This is a genomic window from Simplicispira sp. GW247-4R2A (genome assembly GCF_059424465.1).
In genome coordinates this window covers 20,849-42,388 of record NZ_JBWKZM010000023.1, presented here as the reverse complement: position 1 = coordinate 42,388, position 21,540 = coordinate 20,849, and the positions used below count along the sequence as shown (strand labels likewise).

Annotated in this window: 22 protein-coding genes; 9 read left to right on the top strand and 13 right to left on the bottom strand. The window is 61.5% G+C overall.

Translation table 11 applies throughout. The features are described from left to right. Nucleotides 1–85 precede the first annotated feature (85 nt). A complete protein-coding gene (locus AC07ZH_RS15170; RefSeq protein WP_495200443.1) occupies nt 86–1,741 on the top strand; it encodes an NAD+ synthase in 1,656 nt (551 codons plus the stop codon). A gap of 33 nt (nt 1,742–1,774) precedes the next feature. Beyond that, nucleotides 1,775–2,113: a P-II family nitrogen regulator gene (locus AC07ZH_RS15165; RefSeq protein WP_119107520.1), complete on the top strand. Its 339-nt coding sequence runs from the start codon at nt 1,775–1,777 to the stop codon at nt 2,111–2,113. A 13-nt stretch (nt 2,114–2,126) separates the two neighbouring features. Here the strand turns inward: AC07ZH_RS15165 and AC07ZH_RS15160 are convergent, their stop codons facing one another. From AC07ZH_RS15160 to AC07ZH_RS15135, 6 genes are read right to left on the bottom strand one after another with little or no spacing between them, the layout of a single operon-like run. Continuing rightward, the gene (locus AC07ZH_RS15160; protein WP_495200442.1) at nt 2,127–2,723 is read right to left on the bottom strand and encodes an LOG family protein; all 597 of its coding nucleotides are present in this window, start codon (nt 2,721–2,723) and stop codon (nt 2,127–2,129) included. After that, entirely contained in the window at nt 2,716–3,126 is a 411-nt protein-coding gene (locus AC07ZH_RS15155) for a diacylglycerol kinase (RefSeq protein ID WP_495200441.1), read from the bottom strand. The genes AC07ZH_RS15160 and AC07ZH_RS15155 overlap by 8 nt, the downstream gene beginning before the upstream one ends. 37 nt (nt 3,127–3,163) lie before the next feature. Further along, nucleotides 3,164–3,646, bottom strand: coding sequence for an RDD family protein (locus AC07ZH_RS15150; protein WP_495200461.1), 483 nt, complete (start codon nt 3,644–3,646; stop codon nt 3,164–3,166). Nucleotides 3,647–3,699: 53 nt separating this feature from the next. Further along, on the bottom strand, nt 3,700–4,536 hold the full coding sequence (locus AC07ZH_RS15145; protein ID WP_495200440.1) for a DUF3106 domain-containing protein: 837 nt from the start codon (nt 4,534–4,536) through the stop codon (nt 3,700–3,702). A gap of 26 nt (nt 4,537–4,562) precedes the next feature. Beyond that, complete coding sequence (locus AC07ZH_RS15140) at nt 4,563–5,003, bottom strand: DUF3619 family protein (protein WP_495200439.1); 441 nt, start codon at nt 5,001–5,003, stop codon at nt 4,563–4,565. After that, on the bottom strand, nt 5,000–5,569 hold the full coding sequence (locus tag AC07ZH_RS15135) for an RNA polymerase sigma factor (RefSeq protein ID WP_119108496.1): 570 nt from the start codon (nt 5,567–5,569) through the stop codon (nt 5,000–5,002). Before AC07ZH_RS15135 ends, AC07ZH_RS15140 begins: the two co-directional genes overlap by 4 nt. A 271-nt stretch (nt 5,570–5,840) precedes the next feature. Between AC07ZH_RS15135 and AC07ZH_RS15130 the strand changes: the two genes are divergently transcribed. From AC07ZH_RS15130 to AC07ZH_RS15100, 7 genes are all read left to right on the top strand, one after another. Beyond that, complete coding sequence (locus AC07ZH_RS15130) at nt 5,841–7,628, top strand: acetolactate synthase 3 catalytic subunit (protein ID WP_495200438.1); 1,788 nt, start codon at nt 5,841–5,843, stop codon at nt 7,626–7,628. Between the two features lie 134 nt (nt 7,629–7,762). Then, a complete protein-coding gene (ilvN, locus tag AC07ZH_RS15125) occupies nt 7,763–8,254 on the top strand; it encodes an acetolactate synthase small subunit (RefSeq protein WP_119107525.1) in 492 nt (163 codons plus the stop codon). Between the two features lie 135 nt (nt 8,255–8,389). Next, nucleotides 8,390–9,406 carry a ketol-acid reductoisomerase gene (gene ilvC, locus AC07ZH_RS15120; protein ID WP_495200437.1) on the top strand — a complete coding sequence of 339 codons (1,017 nt, stop codon included), beginning with the start codon at nt 8,390–8,392 and terminating at the stop codon, nt 9,404–9,406. 162 nt (nt 9,407–9,568) lie between these two features. Beyond that, complete coding sequence (pssA, locus tag AC07ZH_RS15115) at nt 9,569–10,402, top strand: CDP-diacylglycerol--serine O-phosphatidyltransferase (protein WP_495200436.1); 834 nt, start codon at nt 9,569–9,571, stop codon at nt 10,400–10,402. Between the two features lie 182 nt (nt 10,403–10,584). After that, a complete protein-coding gene (gene leuA, locus AC07ZH_RS15110; protein ID WP_495200435.1) occupies nt 10,585–12,279 on the top strand; it encodes a 2-isopropylmalate synthase in 1,695 nt (564 codons plus the stop codon). A gap of 51 nt (nt 12,280–12,330) precedes the next feature. Then, nucleotides 12,331–13,869 (top strand): 2-isopropylmalate synthase, encoded by a 1,539-nt coding sequence (locus AC07ZH_RS15105; protein WP_495200434.1) that lies wholly within the window; start codon nt 12,331–12,333, stop codon nt 13,867–13,869. Nucleotides 13,870–13,991: 122 nt separating this feature from the next. Beyond that, on the top strand, nt 13,992–15,074 hold the full coding sequence (locus AC07ZH_RS15100) for a serine hydrolase (protein ID WP_495200433.1): 1,083 nt from the start codon (nt 13,992–13,994) through the stop codon (nt 15,072–15,074). A 69-nt stretch (nt 15,075–15,143) separates the two neighbouring features. On the opposite strand, the gene AC07ZH_RS15095 is transcribed toward AC07ZH_RS15100, so the two are convergent. The 7 genes from AC07ZH_RS15095 to AC07ZH_RS15065 all read right to left on the bottom strand — a co-directional run bounded on the left by AC07ZH_RS15095 (nt 15,144) and on the right by AC07ZH_RS15065 (nt 21,155). Next, nucleotides 15,144–15,938: an IclR family transcriptional regulator gene (locus AC07ZH_RS15095; RefSeq protein ID WP_495200460.1), complete on the bottom strand. Its 795-nt coding sequence runs from the start codon at nt 15,936–15,938 to the stop codon at nt 15,144–15,146. Between the two features lie 58 nt (nt 15,939–15,996). Next, on the bottom strand, nt 15,997–16,743 hold the full coding sequence (locus AC07ZH_RS15090; protein ID WP_495200432.1) for an arginyltransferase: 747 nt from the start codon (nt 16,741–16,743) through the stop codon (nt 15,997–15,999). Further along, complete coding sequence (gene aat / locus AC07ZH_RS15085) at nt 16,740–17,489, bottom strand: leucyl/phenylalanyl-tRNA--protein transferase (protein WP_495200431.1); 750 nt, start codon at nt 17,487–17,489, stop codon at nt 16,740–16,742. The genes AC07ZH_RS15090 and aat overlap by 4 nt, the downstream gene beginning before the upstream one ends. A gap of 177 nt (nt 17,490–17,666) precedes the next feature. Continuing rightward, nucleotides 17,667–18,440 carry a metal ABC transporter permease gene (locus tag AC07ZH_RS15080; RefSeq protein ID WP_495200430.1) on the bottom strand — a complete coding sequence of 258 codons (774 nt, stop codon included), beginning with the start codon at nt 18,438–18,440 and terminating at the stop codon, nt 17,667–17,669. Further along, nucleotides 18,437–19,351, bottom strand: coding sequence for a metal ABC transporter substrate-binding protein (locus AC07ZH_RS15075; protein ID WP_495200429.1), 915 nt, complete (start codon nt 19,349–19,351; stop codon nt 18,437–18,439). The genes AC07ZH_RS15080 and AC07ZH_RS15075 overlap by 4 nt, the downstream gene beginning before the upstream one ends. A gap of 28 nt (nt 19,352–19,379) precedes the next feature. Continuing rightward, entirely contained in the window at nt 19,380–20,765 is a 1,386-nt protein-coding gene (locus AC07ZH_RS15070; RefSeq protein WP_495200428.1) for a putative porin, read from the bottom strand. A 75-nt stretch (nt 20,766–20,840) separates the two neighbouring features. Then, nucleotides 20,841–21,155: a DUF2946 family protein gene (locus AC07ZH_RS15065; protein WP_158606120.1), complete on the bottom strand. Its 315-nt coding sequence runs from the start codon at nt 21,153–21,155 to the stop codon at nt 20,841–20,843. Nucleotides 21,156–21,540: the final 385 nt, after the last annotated feature.

The window sequence follows — 21,540 nt, the reverse complement described above, 5'->3', positions numbered from 1 at the left end:
GGCCCTGGCAACGCGTGCGTTCATTGCGAATGCTCGTGTGCTCGGCATGGTTTGCCGCTGACTTTTGTCCGCCCTTCTGGACCCCATGACGCTCTCCATTTGCATAGCGCAACTCAATTTCACGGTAGGTGACCTGCGCGGCAACGCGCAGAAGATCATCGATGCAGCGCACGCGGCCCATGCCGGCGGCGCGGCCTTGCTGCTGACGCCCGAACTGGCCTTGTGTGGCTATGCCGCCGAGGATTTGTTCCTGCGGCCAGCGTTTCTCGCGGCCTGTGATGATGCCGTCAAACGCATTGCCGAGGCGACGGCGGCCCTGAAAGACCTCGTCATCGTGCTGGGGCACCCGCAGCGGGCCAGCGGAGCGGCAGCGTTTGCCACCTGTTTCAACGCTGCCAGCGTGCTGCGCGCCGGGCGCATTGAGCAGACCTATGCCAAGCGGGAGCTCCCCAACTACGAGGTGTTTGACGAGCGGCGCTACTTCCGGCCCGGCGAGGCGCCTTGCGTGTTCGAGGTCGCCGGCCTGCAGGTGGGCTTGCTGATTTGTGAGGACGCCTGGCACACCACGCCCGCACGGGACGTGGCGGCAGCGGGCGCCCAGCTCATCGCCGTCATCAACGCCTCGCCGTTCCACAGCGGCAAGAGCAGCACACGTGAGGAGACCATGCGCGCGCGGGTGCAGGAAACCGGCCTGCCGCTGGTCTATGCGCACCTGGTGGGCGGGCAGGACGAGGTGGTCTTCGAAGGGCGCTCGTTTGCGCTGGATGCGGACGGCGCTGTCGTCGCCCGTGCCCCGGCTTTTGAAGAAAAGCTGATGTTTGCACAGGTGGAACAAGCGCAGGCAGCTATCAAAATTAAAGCAGACGTGGCGCCGCTGCCTGGCGTGCTGCCAGACTTGTGGCATGCGCTGGTGCTGGGCGTGCGCGATTACATCGGCAAGAACGGCTTCCCCGGTGTGCTGCTGGGCCTCTCGGGCGGCATCGATTCGGCTCTGGTGTTGGCGCTGGCCGTCGATGCGCTGGGCAAGGGCCGCGTGCGCACGGTAATGATGCCGTCGCCCTACACCGCCGACATCAGCTGGATCGACGCGCGTGACATGGCCGGGCGCCTGGGCGTGTCGTACGAAGAGATCGATATCCGCCCCGCATTCGAAGCCTTCAAGGCCTCCCTCGCGCCGCAATTTGCTGGCAAGGCGGAAGACACGACGGAAGAAAACCTCCAGGCGCGCATTCGCGGCACGCTCTTGATGGCGCTGTCGAACAAGTTTGGCAGCCTGGTGCTGACCACGGGCAACAAGAGCGAGCTGGCTACGGGCTATTGCACGCTGTACGGCGACATGGCAGGGGGCTTCGCGCCCATCAAGGACGTGCCCAAGACGCAGGTCTTTGCGCTGGCGCGCTGGCGCAATGCCAACGACCCGTTCAACACCGGCGCCAACCCGATCCCCGAGCGCATCATCACGCGCCCACCCAGCGCCGAGCTGCGGCCTGACCAGACCGACCAGGACAGTCTGCCGCCCTACGAGGTGCTGGATGCCATCATTGCGCGCTACATGGAAAATGACGAAGCCATCGAGTCCATCATCGCGGCCGGTTTCGAGCGTGCCGATGTCGAACGGGTGACGCGCCTCATCAAAATCAACGAATACAAACGCCGCCAGGCGCCGGTGGGCATCCGCGTCACGCGGCGCAGCTTCGGCAAGGATTGGCGCTATCCCATCACCAACCAGTTCCGCGCCTGACGCAACGCATTCACCAAACCCAGGAGTTCCTCTATGAAAATGATCACCGCCATCATCAAGCCCTTCAAACTCGAAGAAGTGCGCGAGGCGCTGGCCGAATGCGGCGTCACCGGTCTCACGGTCACCGAGGTGAAGGGCTTTGGCCGCCAGAAGGGCCACACCGAGCTCTACCGCGGGGCAGAGTACGTGGTGGACTTTTTGCCCAAGGTGAAGATTGAAGTGGTGGTGCGCAGCGAAGACCTGGAGCGCTGCGTGGACGCCATCGTGCAGGTGGCGCGCACCGGCAAGATCGGCGACGGCAAGATATTCGTCACCGCCGTCGAGCGTGTGGTGCGCATCCGCACGGGCGACCTGGACGACGCGGCGGTGTAATTCGCTTGGCCGATTAGATTTTCCCCTGCAGCGCCCCTTCTTGCGCTGCGCTGCGCGGCGCGGCCTGCACCAACTGCGCCAGCAGGCTCGCCGGCTCGGTGCCCACACGCACCAGGTCCATTTGCCACGGCCCCATGAAGCCTGCCTGCACGCTGCCCGACAGAAACGCCAGCAGCGGCTGGTAATAGTCGGCCACGTCGAGCAGGCCGATGGGCTTGTTGTGGTAGCCGAGCTGGCTCCAGGTCCAGACTTCAAACAGCTCTTCGAAGGTCCCAATGCCGCCCGGCAGCGCCAGAAAAGCGTCGCTGCGCTCGGCCATCAGCGCCTTGCGTTCGTGCATGGTTTGCACAATGTGCAGCTCGTCGCACGCGCGGTTGGCATGTTCCTTGTCTACCAGCGACTGCGGAATGACACCGACGACGCGTCCGCCCGCGCTTGCCGTCGCCTGCGCCACGGTGCCCATCAGGCCGCTGCGGCCACCGCCATAGACGAGCTGACCGCCCTGCGTGCCAATCCAGGTGCCCACGGCCTGGGCCGCCTCGCCAAACAACGGGTTTTCTCCGGGCCGAGAGCCGCAGTACACACACACCGAAAAACGGGGCTCAGCCATGAACAATCCTTTGGTAAATGGCGGTGCCCCAGATGCCCATGCACAGCAGCAGGCTGAGCAGGACGGCGGCGCTGCCTAGGTCCTTCGCACGGCCTGAGAGCACATGCCATTCGGGGCCAATGCGGTCGATCGCGGCTTCCACCGCGGTGTTGAGGAGTTCCACAATCATTAGCAGCACGACCGAGCCGGCCAGCAGCGCGACTTCGATCCAGCTCTTCCCGAGCCAGAAAGCCGCGGGTACCAGCACCAGCGCGGCAATGGCTTCCTGGCGAAAGGCGGTTTCGCCCCAGGCGGCGCCCAGGCCGAGCAGGGAATAGCGGGTCGCGTGCAGCATGCGGTGCAGGCCGCGCCGCTGCTTCTGGAGATTGGTGGGCGGCGAATTCGCGCCAGCAGCTTTGGTCATGGGGCGCATTGTCGCCGCCGATGCAGTCACGCCAGGTTCAGTCCTGCCAAGCCTGGGCATTGACCAGGCGCGTACCGGCCAGCGCGTCGTGCCAGAACTGCTGCTGCGGATGCAAGCGGCTGGCGAAGGCCCAGAAGGCGATCCAGCCCACCAGAATCACGACGACCTCCAGGGCAGGCAATTGAAACGGTGCTGCCACCAGCAAAGGCGGCAAGAACCACAGCCAGGCTAGCGCATAGCGGGCCAGAGCGCGCCGTTGCGTGAGGGGTCGGCCGGCAATATCCACCACGCGGATGTGCCAGGTTTTCATCGCCAAAGTCTGGCCCTTGGACCAGAACCAGACGAAATAAATACCAAATACGACAAAAAGAAACGCTTGCAGCGGGTGGCGGTTGTCCAGGGCATTCCGAGTCTGGCTCAGCGTACCAAACAGATAGCCGGCGATGAACACCACGCCAAACATCAGGATGCCTTCGTACAGCCAGCAGGCCATGCGGCGGGAGAGGGCGGGAGCCGCCATGGCGGCGCTGGCCAGGGCATTAGCGGACGCTTTGGCGGGAAAATTCAAGGGATTCAATTCACGTACACCGGGGGCAGGGGATCGGATTGCGTAGGGGCGTCAGAAGGATCTGGGGCCTGCGGCATTTGCGCAGGCACTGGATTGTCGCTTGCAGAGGCAGGCGGCGCAGGCGGCGCTGGTGGCAATGCAACGGGTTCGGGCACGGAAGGCAGCCGAACCGCTGCGGGTGCGGGGAACACGATTTTCGGTGGGTTGGCCACTTTTGCCTGCGCGCCATCGGCCGCAGGCACGTGGGCGAGTCGCTTGGTGCGCGCCAGCTTCAGTGCGGTGGCCGCTCCCCTAGGTTTTGCAGCCTTGGCCGCAAGGCGCTTTTTGTCGGCATCGCTCAAAGCCTGGTAGGTTTCCCATTCGGAACGAATGTCGTGTGGTGCCAGGCGGCGTGTGACGGCAAAATTGAGTCGCGCTTGGCTACGCTGCTGCGCGCTCAGGCTCGCCCATGCCGTCATGCGGGCGTGCAAGCGTTCTTGTTCCGATTCAGGCATGGAAGCGAAGTTCTGTGCCAGTGCCAGCCAATAGCGTTTTTGCGCTTCGCTCAAATAGGCCCAACGTTCCGCAAGGGGATACAAGGCCAGCTTTTGCGGAGTGGTCATCAACTCCCAGCCAGGACCAGAGGCGACGGCGCGCGCTTTGGGTTTTGTAGTGGCGGACTGCACAGCAGCATCGCCCTGGGGGACCATCGCGTCTGGGGGGATTTGTGTGCCGGGAGCGATCCGGCCCATGTTCAGCACCATCGCACCGCCAACTGCAAGGCCCACCAGCAAAACCAACGCCAGCACGGTGGCTGGCGTGGCACGGGGCGTTTGAGAAGAGTGCGTCGTGGATGCGTACATGCAAAAAGAGAAAGGATGCGGCCCGCTCAGTGACTTTGGTTGGCGCGAGTCTGGAGAAACTGCACAAAACCGGGGTCGGCGTAGGCGGCGGGCGGCAGGTCATCGGTCAGCAGGGCGGCATCCACCTCTGCGATTTCGCTGACGCCTGTTTCATCCTGCTGGGCGCCAACCACCATGAGGCCAGCCACCAGCGTCAGCACCGGAATCGCCGACAGAAGAGCGTACCGCCAGCCTCCCGTTCGGCTACCGCCGAGCGCCAAACTGCTGCCCAGGCGAGTGAGCACGGACGCGGGCTTGCGCACAGCGACCGGTTTTTTGCGTTGGGCGAGTGCCTGCATGCGGCCCGCCCGCAATTGCTCGGCGACCTCATAAGGTACATCGGCAAGCCCCTCGTTCAGGCGTGCTGTGATGCGGTGCGCGTAGCGCTCCAAAGCCAGATCGACACTGGTTGCGGGAAGGGTTTTCATGGTTCGATTCCTTTGGCCTTGAGGGCTTTGCCGAGCGTTTGAACTGCACGAAAACAATGGGTTTTGACACTGCCTTCAGAGCAACCCATGGCAGCAGCGGTCTCGGCGACGTCCAGTTCCTCCCAATAACGCATTAAAAACGCTTCTCGTTGACGCGTGGGCAAGAGTGCGACTTCATGCTCGATTTGGTGAAAAATTTGCTCTCTGCGCACAATATCTTCTGCACTGCTGGCGCGCTCACCGTTGCTTGAGAGCGACAGAGCGTCCAGTACGTCGAATTCTCCCCCATCGTCGCCTGCCGGGACAAATTCACCCATGGAAGAAAACACCGCGCGGTGGGTTTTCTGGCGACGAAACCAGTCCAGCGTGCAGTTGCTGAGAATGCGCTGAAACAGCATCGGCAACTCGTTGGAAGGCTTGTCGCCATAGTGTTCCGCCAGCTTCATCATGCTGTCTTGCACGATGTCCAGCGCAGATTCCTCGTTGCGCACGTGGTAGTACGAGCGTTTGAAGGCCCGTTTTTCGACGCTTTTGAGGAAATCAGACAGTTCTTTTTCGGTGGCCAAGAGGGGCAGGTGGTGGAGACAGGGGCTGCGCCCAATCGCTGCCGGGCTGCGGCGCGGATTATTGCATTTCCACGTTTTTTTCAATTCCGGCGCACAGGCGATTTGTTGCAGTGCGATAATCGCACCCAGCATCATCAAAGCAAACGGGTCTCGGTCCGGCGCGGCAATCATCCCGCCCATGTCCTTGGCCTCAAGTTTCGAGCGGGCCTCACGAGGGCCTTGGCAAGAAGCACCCAAGGTTTTTCGTTAGAGAAAATCACAAAGGTTCATCATGGAAATCTCATCAGCCGAACTCGCATCGGCAGCCGCCGCCCAAAAGCAGGGCGCTGCTCCCGCCACCCAGGAACTCATGGGTGCAGAAATTCTCGTCAAGGCCTTGCAGGCCGAAGGTGTCAAGTACATCTGGGGCTATCCTGGCGGTGCGGTCCTCTACATCTACGACGCACTCTACAAACAAGACACCATGCAGCATGTGCTGGTGCGCCACGAGCAGGCCGCCATCCATGCTGCGGACGGTTATGCCCGTGCCACGGGCGACGTAGGCGTGGCACTCGTCACCTCGGGTCCCGGCGTCACCAATGCGGTCACCGGCATTGCCACGGCCTACATGGACAGCATTCCCATGGTGATCATCACCGGCCAGGTGCCCACGGCCGCGATTGGCCTGGACGCCTTCCAGGAATGCGACACGGTGGGCATTACGCGGCCCATCGTCAAGCACAACTTCCTGGTCAAGGATCCGCGTGACCTGGCCATCACCTTGAAGAAGGCCTTCCACATTGCGCGCTCGGGCCGGCCCGGGCCGGTGGTGGTCGACATCCCCAAGGACGTCTCATTCAAGAAGGCGGCGTACGAAGGCTATCCGCAAAGCATCGAAATGCGCTCCTATAACCCGGTGCGCAAGGGCCATGGCGGGCAAATCCGCAAGGCGCTGCAGTTGTTGCTGGCCGCCAAGCGGCCTTACATCTATACCGGCGGCGGCGTGTTGCTGGGCAACGCCACGAACGAGTTGCGCACCTTGGTGGACATGCTGGGCTACCCGGTGACGAACACGCTGATGGGCCTGGGCGCTTACCCAGCGAGCAACCGCAAGTTTCTCGGTATGCCGGGCATGCACGGAACGGTGGAGGCCAACAACGCCATGCAGCATTGCGACGTGCTGCTGGCGGTGGGCGCGCGCTTTGACGACCGCGTGATTGGCAATCCCAAGCACTTTGCGCAGAACGAACGCAAGATCATTCACATCGACATTGACCCATCGAGCATTTCCAAGCGCGTCAAGGTCGATATTCCCATCGTTGGCGATGTCAAGGACGTGCTGACCGAGCTGATCTCCATGATCCGCGAAACCTCGACCCGGGCCGATGCTGGTGCCCTGGCCGCGTGGTGGGACACCATCGAAGGCTGGCGCAGCCGCGACTGTCTGAAGTACAGCATGGGCAGCGCGGACGTCATCAAGCCCCAGTACGTGGTCGAGACGCTCTGGAACATGACCAAGGATGCCGACACGTACATCACTTCCGACGTGGGTCAGCACCAGATGTGGGCGGCGCAGTACTACCGCTTCGACGAGCCGCGCCGCTGGATCAACTCCGGCGGCCTGGGCACCATGGGCGTGGGCATTCCCTACGCCATGGGCATCAAGCTGGCCAAGCCGCAAAGTGAGGTGTTTTGCATCACGGGCGAAGGCTCGGTGCAAATGAACATCCAGGAGCTCTCGACCTGCCTGCAGTACAACACGCCAATCAAGGTGGTGTCGCTGAACAACCGCTACCTCGGCATGGTGCGCCAGTGGCAGGAGATCGAATACTCCGGCCGCTACAGCCACAGCTACATGGACGCGCTGCCCAATTTCGTCAAGCTGGCCGAAGCCTATGGTCACGTGGGCATGCTGATCGAGCGCCCGCAGGACGTGGAACCCGCGCTGCGCGAAGCGCGCAAGCTCAAGGACCGCACGGTGTTCATGGATTTCCGTACCGATCCCACCGAAAACGTCTTCCCCATGGTGCAGGCCGGCAAGGGCATCACGGAAATGCTGCTGGGCTCGGAGGATTTGTAGTCAAATCGGCCTCCAGCGCATACTCCATAAGCGCAAGCAGCTATCATTACAGTAGTATTTTCGACGAATCTATTGCCTGCCAAGGCGCACGCTTACCGGCGTGCGCGGAGGGCAGCAAAAAGAGGAATCTCTTCATGAAACACATCATCGCCGTCCTGCTCGAAAACGAACCCGGTGCGCTCTCGCGCGTGGTCGGGCTGTTCTCTGCGCGGGGCTACAACATCGAATCGCTGACCGTCGCACCCACCGAGGATGCATCGCTGTCGCGCATGACCATCCAGACCGCAGGTTCTGAAGACGTCATTGAACAGATCACCAAGCACCTCAACCGCCTGATCGAGGTGGTCAAGGTGGTCGATCTGACCGAAGGCGCGTACACCGAGCGCGAGCTCATGATGGTCAAGGTGCGCGCCGTGGGCAAGGAGCGCGAGGAGATGAAGCGCATGGCCGACATCTTTCGCGGCCGCATCATCGACGTCACCGAGCGCAGCTACACGCTGGAGCTCACCGGCGACCAGGCCAAGAACGACGCCTTCTTGCAAGCCATCGACCGCACGGCCATCCTTGAGACCGTGCGCACCGGTGCCAGCGGCATAGGCCGGGGCGAACGCGTGCTGCGCGTGTAAAGTCCGTCCCTGTTCACCAAAGGCTCAGCCATTCGGTCCGTTCGGGCTGGGCCTGTCGAAGCCCCTTCGGGGCAGACGAGCCCTTCGACAGGCTCAGGGAGAACGGCCCAACCCCTTATTTACGAAAGAGAAGAGATGAAAGTTTTTTACGACAAGGACTGTGACCTGAGCCTCATCAAGGGCAAGACCGTGGCCATCATCGGCTACGGCAGCCAGGGCCATGCGCACGCGCAAAACCTCAACGACAGCGGCGTCAAGGTCGTGGTCGGCCTGCGCAAGGGCGGCGCTTCGTGGCCCAAGGTCGAAAAGGCCGGCCTGAAGGTGATGGAAGTGAACGACGCCGTCAAGTCTGCCGACGTGGTCATGATCCTGTTGCCCGACGAAGACATCGCCTCGGTTTACAAAAACAACGTCGAACCCAACATCAAGCAGGGTGCCTCGCTGGCTTTCGCCCACGGCTTCAACGTGCACTACAACCAGGTCGTGCCCCGCACCGATCTGGACGTGTGGATGGTGGCGCCCAAGGCACCCGGTCACACCGTGCGCAACACCTACACCCAGGGCGGCGGCGTGCCCCACCTGATCGCGGTGCACCAGGACCAGACCGGCAAGGCGCGTGACCTGGCGCTGTCGTATGCCATGGCCAACGGCGGCGGCAAGGCCGGCATTATCGAGACCAACTTCAAGGAAGAGACCGAGACCGATTTGTTCGGCGAACAGGCCGTCCTGTGCGGCGGTGCCGTCGAGCTGATCAAGATGGGTTATGAAACCTTGGTCGAGGCCGGCTACGCCCCTGAGATGGCCTACTTCGAGTGCCTGCACGAGCTCAAGCTCATCGTGGATCTGATCTACGAAGGCGGCATTGCCAACATGAACTACTCGATCTCGAACAACGCCGAGTACGGCGAGTACGTGACCGGCCCCGAGGTCATCAACGAGCAGTCGCGCGCCGCCATGCGCAATGCGCTCAAGCGCATCCAGAACGGCGACTACGCCAAGATGTTCATCCTGGAAGGCCGCACCGGCTACCCTGGCATGACGGCGCGCCGCCGCAACACCGCCGACCACTCGATTGAGAAGGTCGGTGGTCAGCTGCGCGCCATGATGCCCTGGATCGCCAAGAACAAGCTCGTCGACCAGACCCGCAACTGAGCGTCCAGCCGTGCGCTGAGCCATGCAAAGGCCACTTCGGTGGCCTTTGTTGTTGGGGGTGGGTTGAACACCGCGACTACACTGCCGCCTGAGTTCTTGGAGAAGATACTATTAAAAAAGTAGCTATATGGGCAATAGAAATAAGCGCTGGAGGCCTTTTTGATGCACAAAATTGACGAAGGCGAAACGCCACACGGCGTCTTCGTGCGCAAGCGGCGCAAGGGCATCTACATACTGCCCAACCTCTTTACGCTGGCGGCGCTGTTTGGCGGCTTCTACGCGATCGTGATGGCCATGAACGGGCATTTCGACATGGCCGGCATTGGTATTTTTTGCGCCATGGTGCTCGACAGCCTGGATGGCCGTGTGGCGCGTATGACGAATACGCAAAGTGCCTTCGGCGAGCAAATGGATTCGCTCTCGGACATGGTGTCGTTCGGCGCCGCCCCCGCGTTGATCGCCTACGAATGGGCCCTGAAAGACCTTGGCCGCTGGGGCTGGATCGCGGCCTTTGTGTACTGCGCCTGCGCCGCTCTGCGGCTTGCCCGTTTCAACGTCAACACCAGCGTGGTCGACAAACGGTTCTTTCAAGGCCTGCCATCGCCGGCCGCTGCCGCGCTGGTGGCCGGGTTCATCTGGTTGCTGACCGAGTTCGGGGTCGCACGCGGCCTGCCGGGATGGCTCAGCTGGAGCCAGGTCACCTGGATCATGTTTGCCCTGACGTTGTATGCCGGCCTCACCATGGTGACCAATGTGCCGTTTTACAGTTTCAAGGACGTGCAGATGAAAAAAAGCGTGCCCTTTGCGGTAATCGTGCTGATTGCCCTGGGTCTGGCCATGATCAGCATCCGTCCGTCGCTGGTGCTGTTCTGCATTTTTGTGGTCTATGGTTTCAGTGGCTATGGCGTGTACGCTTGGCGCAAGTCCAAAGGGCAACAGACCAGCGTCATCAGCACATCCACTGACGAGCCCGACGAACGTGGGCTGCACAACTGAAAATCCTGTGCTAGAGTAGTCACCCTCATGACCAAGATGTCGCTAGCCCTACTAAACGTTCCTCACGGGCGAACACGGTAGCGCGCAAGCACCATCCTCATTTCGGCCCGTTCGCACCAGCAACGGGCCGTTTTGTTTTTGGGGTTGCTGGTTGATTTTCCAACCCTGGCAGAGACCACCACATGCTCCAGCACCCCCAGACCAAGTACCGCGCATTCCCTCCCATCGGCCTGAAAGACCGCACCTGGCCCGATGTCGTCCTGACCCGCGCGCCCATCTGGTTGTCCACGGACCTGCGCGATGGCAACCAGGCGCTGGTGGAGCCCATGGACATTGCGCGCAAGATGCGCATGTTCGAGCAGCTCGTGGCGATTGGCTTCAAGGAGATCGAAGTCGGTTTTCCATCCGCATCGCAGGTGGAATTCGACTTTGTGCGCAAGCTCATCGAAGAAGACCGCATTCCCGACGATGTCACCATCCAGGTGCTGACGCAGGCGCGAGAGCCCCTGATTGCACGCACTTTCGAGTCGCTTCAAGGTGTGCCGCGCGCCATCGTGCACCTCTACAACGCAGTGGCGCCCGTGATGCGTACCGTGGTGCTGGGTATGGACGAGGACGAGATCGTGTCGCTGGCGACCAACCACGCGGCGATGTTCAACGCGTTGGCCGCGCGCCAGCCGCATACCTGCTGGACGTTCCAGTATTCGCCGGAAATGTTCTCGGGCACCGACCTCGCGTTTTCCAAGCGTGTGGTCGATGCGGTGACCGCCGTGTGGAACGCAGGCCCCGAGCACAAGTGCATCGTCAACCTGCCCTCGACGGTTGAGCACTCAACGCCCAATATCTTTGCCGACATGATCGAGTGGATGCACCGCCATCTCGCGCGCCGCGATGGCATTGTGCTGTCGGTGCATCCGCACAACGACCGGGGCACTGGCACGGCCGCGGGCGAATTCGCCCTGATGGCGGGCGCCGACCGCATTGAAGGCTGCCTGTTTGGCAATGGCGAGCGCACCGGCAATCTGGACTTGGTGAACGTGGCGCTCAATCTCTACACGCAGGGTGTATCGCCTGAACTCGATTTTTCCAATATCGACGAAATCCGTGCGACGGTGGAACACTGCAACCAGATTGCCGTGCACCCGCGGCACCCCTATGCAGGCGATCTGGTCTATACCTCGTTTTCGGGCTCGCACCAGGACGCGATCAAGAAGGCGTTTGCCGCGCGGCGCGATGGCGATGTCTGGGACATGCCCTATCTGCCCATTGACCCCAAGGACGTTGGCCGCAGCTACGAGGCGGTCATCCGCGTCAATAGCCAGTCGGGCAAAGGCGGCATGGCGTACCTGCTGGAGAGCGAATACGGCATCGAAATGCCCCGGCGCCTGCAAATTGAATTCATGCAGGTGGTGCAGCGTGTGATGGACGTGGCAGGCACGGAGTTGTGTGCAGCTGATCTCTACGCCTTGTTTGAGCGAGAGTACGGGTTGACCGCCGTGCAAACGCTCTCCAACCGCGTGCTTGAGGCGCAGGCCGATGCTTCAGTGCGCCTGCGCGGCCAGTTGCGCTGGGGCGGAGCGCTGGTTGACGTGGACGGGCAGGGCAATGGCCCGATAGACGCCTTCATTCAAGCCTTGCAGGCGGCCGCGGGCCACCGCATTCGCGTGATTGACTACCACCAGCACGCCATCGGCGCCGGCGCCGATGCCAAGGCAGTCGCTTATCTTGAACTGCGCGTGAACGAGACCCAAACCCTGTTTGGCGTGGGCATGGACGCCGATGTCATTTCTGCCGCCCTCAAGGCCATCGTCTCGGGCCTGGAGCGCGCCACGGCGCAGGGGGCACAACGTGCACAATGCGCGGTTGCGCCCGCCTGACCCAGCGCGCCCACCTACAACACTAAACAACCGCCACTTTCGGAGAGCACGATGACAGACAAACTCATCATTTTCGACACCACCTTGCGCGACGGCGAGCAGTCGCCCGGAGCTTCCATGACGCGCGATGAGAAGCTGCGCATCGCGCGCCAACTTGAGCGCCTGAAGGTTGATGTGATCGAGGCTGGTTTTGCCGCCAGCTCGAATGGCGATTTTGAAGCGGTGCAGCTGATTGCCAACAGCATTCAGGATTCCACCATCTGCTCGCTTTCGCGCGCCAACGACCGCGACATCGCGCGGGCTGCCGAAGCCTTGAAGGGCGCCAACCGTGCACGCATCCACACCTTCATTGCAACGAGTCCGCTGCACATGGAGAAGAAGCTGCGCATGACGCCCGAGCAGGTGCTGGAGCAGGCGACGCAATCCGTGCGCTTTGCCCGCAACCTGTGCGGGGACATCGAATTCAGCCCAGAAGATGGCTACCGCAGCGAGGTGGACTTTCTCTGCCGTGTCATTGAGGCAGTGATTCGTGAGGGCGCGACCACCATCAATGTGCCCGATACCGTGGGCTATGCCATCCCCGAGCTGTACGGCAACTTCATCAAAACCCTGCGCGAGCGTGTGCCCAACAGCGACAAGGCCATCTGGTCGGTGCATTGCCACAACGATCTGGGCATGGCAGTGGCCAATTCGCTCGCTGGCGTCAAGATCGGCGGCGCGCGCCAGGTCGAGTGCACCATCAACGGCCTGGGCGAGCGCGCAGGCAACTGCTCGCTTGAAGAAGTCGTCATGGCGGTGAAAACGCGCAAGGACTACTTTGGCCTCGAAGTGGGTATCGACACGCAGCATATCTTGGCGGCCAGCCGCATGGTGAGCCAGACCACCGGTTTCGTCGTGCAGCCCAACAAGGCCGTGGTGGGGGCGAACGCCTTTGCGCACGCCAGCGGTATTCACCAGGATGGCGTGCTCAAGGCGCGCGATACCTACGAAATCATGCGCGCCGAGGACGTGGGCTGGAGCGCCAACAAGATCATTCTGGGCAAATTGAGCGGCCGCAACGCTTTCAAACAGCGCCTGCAGGAACTTGGCGTGAGCCTGGAGAGCGAAGCGGACACCAACGCAGCATTTGCCCGCTTCAAGGAGTTGGCCGACCGCAAGAGCGAGATCTTCGATGAAGACATCCTGGCGCTGGTGAGCGACGAGAGCGTCTCCAACCACGGCGAAGAGTACGTGTTTGTCTCGCTCTCTCAGCACAGCGAAACCGGTGAGCGGCCCCATGCGAGCGTCGTGTTTACGGCTTCCGGCAAGGAAATCAAGGGTGAGTCGGACGGCAATGGCCCGGTAGATGCCTCGCTCAAAGCCATTGAGCAGCATGCGCAAAGTGGGGCCGAAATGGTGCTGTACTCGGTGAATGCCATCAGCGGCTCGACCGAAAGTCAGGGCGAGGTGACAGTGCGCCTGCAGAGCAGTGGCCGCGTGGTCAATGGTGTGGGCGCGGATCCGGATATCGTCGTCGCGTCAGCCAAGGCCTACATTAGTGCGCTCAACAAGCTGCACAGCAAGGCAGAAAAAGTTGCTGCCCAGGGCTAGGCGCTCCCGCGCCGTGTTGATTTCATGCAACTTCTTTAAAACAGCATGCAAGATCTTGATCTTGCATGTTTTTTTATGAGTAGCTACACTCCTTCACCGTTGTAGGCATTTGGAGACATCCCGTGAATTTTCGCCGCCTGTGTGCCACCTTCTCTCCAATTTGCAGGGGTTTTTTCATCGTCGCGCTGGGCGTGGCCTTGGCGGCGCCCGCGGCCGATGCGGCGCAGCGCAAACACACTGCGAAAAAATCGGTAGCCGCTGCCAAGCGCACAGCCACTGTGTCCAAGGTACCGGCACGCAAGCACGCCTCTTCTCACGTGGTGCGCACCTCTGCGCACTCAGTGCGCAAGCCCCGCGTTGCCGCCGCAGTCGTCAAGGCGCGCCCTTCGTTTGGTGAAATGGCCGGCCTGCACGCGGTGGAAGGGCCTCTTGACCTCAAGTCCAGCGTGGCGCTGGTGATCGATCAAGATACCAAGGAAGTCCTGCTCAGCAAGAACGACCACGCGGTGTTGCCTATTGCTTCACTGACCAAGCTGATGACGGGTTTGATCATCAGCCAGGCGCATCTGCCCATGGCTGAGCCCATCACCATCACCCAGGACGACGTCGATACCGAGAAGAACAGCCGCTCGCGCCTGGCCGTAGGTACCACCCTCAGCCGCCGCGAAATGCTGCACTTGGCATTGATGTCAAGTGAGAATCGGGCTGCACACGCGCTCGGTCGCACTTATCCTGGAGGGTTGTCAGCGTTTGTCACCCAAATGAACGCCAAGGCGCGGCTGCTCGGCATGACCGACACACGCTACGTGGAACCCACGGGTCTCTCAAGCCAGAACCAGTCGAGTGCACGCGACCTGGCTGCTTTGGTGAATGTTGCCCACGGCGACCCGTTGCTGCGGGAATTCACAACCTCGCCTGGCTATGAGGTGGCCGTTGGCCACCGCATGCTGCAGTACAACAACACCAATCGTCTGGTGAAGAACCCGGAGTGGGACATCGGCCTGCAAAAGACGGGCTACATCACAGAGGCTGGGCGTTGCATGGTCATGCAGACGCAGATTGCGGGTCGCAAACTCATCATGGTGTTCCTGGATTCGGCTGGCAAGTTGAGCCGCATCGCCGACGCCGAGCGCGTGCGCTCCTGGGTAGAATCGACTCCGAGGCTCGCTGCCGGTACCCACCATTTGCAAATCATCAAAGGCTGATGGCGCTGCGTGTGCTGGGGCAGGCGCTCCGGCACGCTCCTCTGTTCAGCGTACTTTAAGGGCGGCGGTTTACGCAGGCGATTCGCCTTCTTTCAAGTAACCCAGCGCCATCGAAATTTCTCGGACCGTAGCTTCCAGCTTGGGAAGCCAGGCATCGTCAAGCCGATCGGCGGGCGCTGAAATTGACAGCCCTGCCACCAGTTTGCCCTGATCGTCGCGAATGCCGGCTGCCATGCAGCGCACGCCGAGTTCCAGCTCCTCGTTGTCGCGGGCAACGCCAGTTTTGCGTGCCTGGACCAGCTCGCGCTCCAGGTCGGGAAGGCGTGTCAGGCTGTTGCGGGTATTGCCGGCAAGACCCGTGCGGGTCGCATAAGCGCGTACACGGGATGCCTCATCGGCCGCGAGAAATAACTTGCCCGTAGAGGTCAGGTGCAGCGGTGCGCGCCCCCCAATGGCGCGTACCACTTGCATGCCAGAGCGCTCGCTGTAGGCGCGCTCCACATAAATAATCTCGTCCCCCTGGCGCATACTGAGGTTGACCGGCTGTTGTATGAGGCGATGCAACTCGCGCATGGGAGCGAGTGCTGCATCGCGCACATTCAGGCGCGTTTTAACCACATTGCCAAGTTCCAGCAGACGCATTCCCAGACGGTAGCTGCCAGCTTCCGGGCGATCGACAAAGCGGCCAATAGTCAGATCATTGAGAAGGCGGTGTGCCGTGGAGGGGTGCAGGCCTGTGCGCTCGCTGATCTCCTTGAGGGAGACGGTTTCCTCATGGTCCGCGAGTATGTCGATTAGTGCAAAGACGCGCTCCAGTACCTGGACACTCGGTTTTGGAGGTGCAGAAAGAGGGCTTTTTTTCATGGCAACGGTATCCACAGTGCGGTGGAACATTTTACCTTGTGAAAAAAAGATGTGCTAACTAGATCCGGGTCTCCACGGTTTGCCAATGGCCGTTCACCAGAATTTCGTGGGGAACAAAGCGCGCCTTGTACTGCATTTTTCGGCTTTCCTGGATCCAATAGCCAAGATAGACGTGCAACAGGCCCAGTGCCCGCGCCTGTTCGATTTGCCAAAGGATGGCGTAGGTTCCCAGATTGCACCCGGGCGCGGGATCGTAGAAGGTGTACACGGCGGAAAGGCCATCGTCGAGTACGTCCAGAATGCAGACCATCACCAGCCGGCCAGGGGTAGCGAGGGTGTCGGCTTCGCGAAACTCCACCAGCCGTGAATTCACGCGGCTTTGCAGCAAAAACTGTGTGTACTGCTCCACGCTGTCGTGGTCCATGCCCCCGCCGCTGTGGCGGCCCGTCTGGTAGCGCAGGTACAGTTGGTAGTGTTCCGCGTCGAAGCTTGGCTGAAGCACGCGCGCCTGAAGGTGCTGGTGGCGGGCGCGCGCACGGCGCTGGCTCCGGTCAGGTTTGAACTCCGAGGCAAGCACCCGCAAGGCAATGCAGGCGTGGCAGCCATCGCAATAGGGCCGGTAGGTGAACATACCGCTGCGCCTGAAGCCCTGTGCGACCAGCGCGGAATAGCTGTCGCTGCGCACCAGGTGGCTTGGGGTGGCCACTTGGGAGCGCGCCTCGCGCCCCGGCAGGTAGCTGCACGCATAAGGCGCCGTGGCATAAAACTGCAGCGTCTGGAAGGGAAGTTCGTTGAGTTGCGTCATCCGGCTGCGGGCGCAAGGCGAAGGATTTCGTCCCAGTATAGAGGCTTGAATAACCATTCCACAGGTGCTTGCTGGCAAGCCAGTGCCACCTGCGCCGTGAATTGCGTGCGCGGCACCTCGTGTGCTCCAAGCCGCGCCAGATGGGGCGTGTTTTGCTGGCAGTCGATACGCTCAATACTGTGGCGGCGGCACAGCGCCACCAATGCGGCGAGTGCAATCTTGGAGGCATCTGGTACCAGCGAAAACATCGATTCACCAAACACTGCGCGCCCAATGGCCACACAGTAAAGGCCACCGACGCGCCTGCCGTTGATCCAGGTCTCGATGCTGTGGGCCATGCCGGCCTGGTGCAGTCGGATGTAGGCCGCGATCATGTCCTCACCAATCCAGGTGCCCGCCTGTCCAGCCCGTGGTGCCTGTGAACATGCCGTGATGACGCCTGCGAAATCGTGATCGATACGGATCTCGCAGCTCGCATCGGTGCGAAACCTCTGCAGCGTCTGGCGGAGCGACCGGTGCACGCGAAACTGCGCCACCTGGAGCACCATGCGCGGGTCGGGCGACCACCACAGAATGGGCTGGCCCTCGGAGTACCACGGGAAAATGCCCGAGCGGTAGGCCGTGCTGAGGTGCTCAATCGAAAGTGAACCGCCAGCGGCGAGCAGACCTGGCGCGGGGCTCGAAGTGTCCCAGGCGCCAGAGACTGAGGGAAATGGATCGTTGGGGCCTAGCCAGGGAAGTGTCACGGAGCGTATCTATGAATCATGCGGTGCATGCATCGTAGCGGGGATGGTGCCCATCAAAAAAGGAATCGGCGATTGGCAGGCCCCAGGCCCCTTTCGGTTTGGCAGGCGGCGTCGCGCAACCCGCCGGGTTCAATCGCGCTGGGCGCATTTCAATTGTCAATCAGCTTCATTGACTGCTCATTGCGTTCGCCCAACAGCCGAGCCAAGCACCCTGGATCCAACCAAAGCACATGCCGCCAAAACCCAGACAATCACCGCGCCAGACGGCAGGTCGAACAATGCAGAAAGCGCTAGCCCGATCGCGTAACCGAGAGCACCTATCCCATACGCAATGCGGTGGCGATTGCGTCCCCGATACGCGCGGGTCGCCAATGCTGGAATGATGAGACTGGAGAACACCAAGTACACCCCAACCAACTGCACTGAGGCAGTCACCGCGAGCGCAAATACCCCGTAGAACCCGAAACGACCAAACCTCTGGACCAACCCGAGCCACATTGCCAGCAGAAGCAGCGCTGACACGCCTGCAAGCCACACGAGTTGTGTCGTGTTGACCCAGAGGATTTGCCCGACCAGCAGGTCCTTTAAATGTTCGCCGCCGTGCGGGTTGCTCGACAGCATCAGGATGCCGGCGCAGGCAGCGAGTATGAACATCACGCCAATCAGCGCTTCCTGCTGCTCGGGCGCGCGTCGTTCGGTCCAGGTGAGCAGCAAAGCGCCGAGCAATGCCGCACATACCGCTGCCACCTGTACCGCGATACCGCCTTCTGGCATGCCCAGTGCGTCGGCGGCGATGACCCCCAGCCCTGCAATCTGCGCGATGGCGAGGTCGATGAAGACGATGCCACGGTCCAGTACCTGAGTGCCTAGAGGGACATGGGTTGCAAGTACCAGCAGGCCGGCGATCAATGCCGGGCCCAGGATGCCCCAGTCGAGGGAGCTCCAGTTCATAGCTTGCCCAGCGCAGCCAGTAGCCGCGTCACGGTATCGTCGAACAGACCGAACAGGTCCTTGGCACCACCCGTGCCACCCACCGTGAACGGGATTTTCACCACCGGAATGCCGGCGTGCTTGCTCAGCCATTCGGAGGGCCGCGGGTCCTGGTACGCGGAGTACAGCACCATGCGCGCAGGAGTTGCCTTCAAGGTGGAGAGCACTTCTTGCAGATGTGACGCCGTGGGTTCAACCCCCGGCTTGGGTTCCAACACGGCGACTTCCTTCAGACCCAACCAGTCGTACAGATACACAAATGCCTTGTGCTGAGAGACGGCCGGGACGCCCCTGAGCGGCGCGGCACGCGTTGACCAGCGCGCCATTGCTTGTTGCCAGCGCTGACTGAAGTCGGCCTGCGCTTTCGCGTATTGGTCAGCGTTCGCCGCGTCTACCTGCTGCAATCGGGTCGTGAGAGCGACTGCCACTTGAGCGATGTTGCGCGGGTCCGTCTGGATATGCGGGTTGCCGGCAGCGTGTACGTCCCCTTGCGAGCGGTCCAGCTGTGTCGGTATTTCGAGCTTTCGAACATAGTCAGCAGCAGCGAAGTTGCCCGGTTGCCCAGGTTGTATCTTGGCATTGCCCGACTGTTGCAACAGAACAGGAAGCCAGCCAATTTCCAGTTCTGCGCCGGTGCACACGACAAGATCGGCATTGCGCGCACGGGCAATCAGACTGGGCTTGGCCTGTATCTGATGCGGGTCTTGCCGTGCGTTCGTGGCGACCGATACGTCGACCAAGCTGCCGCCGAGTTCCTGGGCCAGTGCACCCCATTCGGGCTCGCAGGCGAAGATGCGCAACGCGGCTTGCGCGGGCGTAGCCAGCAGCACAAGAGGTGCGGCAAGGAGAGCGAGAAAAGTATGTCGATTCATGATGCAAGGTTCCTGGTAATGATGTGCTTCAGTAGCTGTGTGCACCGTGTGCGCCCAGGCTCATCTGGTACTGGAGGAAGATTTGGTTGTCGGGACGCCCTTCGCGTGAGCGGTCCTGTGCGAACTGCAGGCGAACACGCGAGAACTCGCTCGGGTTGTAGTCGAGCATCAAGGAGTTCTTGCGCGGCTGATAGCCACTGCCCATCAACGACAGGGCATTGATGCCATAGTCCGGCGTGCCCGGGTTCAATCGCTCGGTGCGCAATCCAATGCGCCAGTTGGGCATGAACTGGTAGACACCCTGCACGTACCAGCCGGACTGAACGGCGCGGTACGCGCCCGCACTGTTGGAATTGCCCACGTCGTACACGAGACTTCCATCGCGCGTGCTGCGCAGGTATTCGCCTTGCAGTTTGAAGTTGGTGTGCGAGGCATTGCCGTCAGGCGCCCATTTCCATATCCCATCAACGACCCAGACCCGGGTGCTGCCGCTGAACGCGTTGTTGACCAGGCTTCCGGCGGCGCTGGTTGCATTCAGCGCCTGGTCGGTGGCCTTTGCGTTGAGCACCGACAGACCGGCGCGCCAGTTGTGGCTGTCACCGATATCGCCCCCCGTATGTGCGCTCAGTGCCGTCATGCCCGCGCCATTTCGCCCCGTGTCGCTGCCTGGAAAGCTGCGCCCACGACCCAGCTCGGCACTGATTTCGATGTAACGGTCAGTGGGAGCCAGCCAGCTCAGTTGTACCCCATCGTCACCATATTGAGTGCCGAGCAGGGCCTGGTACGCCAGTGGGTTGTCGGTGAAATCCCAAGTATGCGAATGCTGCGGGTTGAGGTAGCCAATACCTGAGAAGAACCGGCCGGCCTTCAGGGACACGCCATTGCCAAGCGATGTGGTCTGAACGTACGCCTCCTCGACCGAGACCGTGTTGTCCGCATGCAGGGAAATGTTCGCTGCACCGTGCAGCCACGGATCGACGTTTGCAGAAAACCCAAGCTCGGATTCGGCCAAGCTGAGCCCCCGCGTGCCCGGACCGACCTCAGCGTCCGCGGGCAACTGAAAACCGGTGATCGCGTAGCTTGCCGGATCCAGCGAGGTGCGGGTGTAGAGGCCAGACAGGATCAGTGACATCGACGGATTGAACGAGTTTGCACCGCCACCCGAGGTCGCCGGCACTGTCGCAGCGACGGATGCCGGGGGCTGCGCCACGGCAGCCTCTGGCTTGGGCGCTTGGGATGTGGCTCCCTCGGCCACCTTCAGCCGCTGTTCCAGTGCCTGAAGCCTTGCTTCATAGGCTGCGCGCATGGCCTCGATCTCCTGTCGAAGCGCGCTGATATCGGAGGGTGTGTCGGCCATGGCGCCCAATGGCGCGGCCAAGGCGAGCGCGATGCTCGCCAGAAAAGTCTTGTTCACGGGTTCTTGCTCCAGCAATGGCTATGAAAGACGCACCGCCACGCGGGGCGCGGCTCGGGCGTCACGATTCAAAGATCAGTGCAGGGCAAGTGGTGGGGCGCGGCTCTCGTAAGCCGGGAAGAAGGGGAAACCCCAGGCACTGCTGGGCTTGGCTTTCGGCACCTCATAGAGGGCTGTCGAATGGAATAGGGCCGGAGGTTCGGCAGGGGGCGCACCGCCGATCAGTGCAGCAGCGGTCAGGCAGATACCGCAGTGCGCATGAGAAAGCGCCAACTTGCCGCCGAGTTCGCGGGTTTCTTTCGCCTCTTCCGCGAGCCCGTGGGTGTACACGTGCATCGTCGCGGCCACCTGAGCTGCCGGCAATAGCAGCAACAGCCACAACCACCACATGCAGCGGCGGCGGGAGGCAGTATGAGCACGCAGGTTTGACATCTGGAATCAGATGATCTTAGCAGTGCTCGCCGACAGCAGCAGGTTCTTGACCGGCTGGCGACCGCCACTGGTGGAGTAAGTGTGAGAGGTATCCGATTTGGCCGCACGTCGACCGGCCGTATCACCGCAATTGGAAGCATCCTTGCAATTCGGTGATTACAAATTGGGCGGCCAATCAATTGTCCGGCCGGCAAGAAAAAAGCACTTGGCGCCGAAACGCCAAGTGCTTGATTCATTTTTGTTTTTGGCTCCCCGTCCTGGGCTCACTGCGAACCGTGCGGCTGTGCATTGCGCGGCCCGCGACGTTCTACGGAAAAGATCGTGCGGGGTTGTTGACATTGGC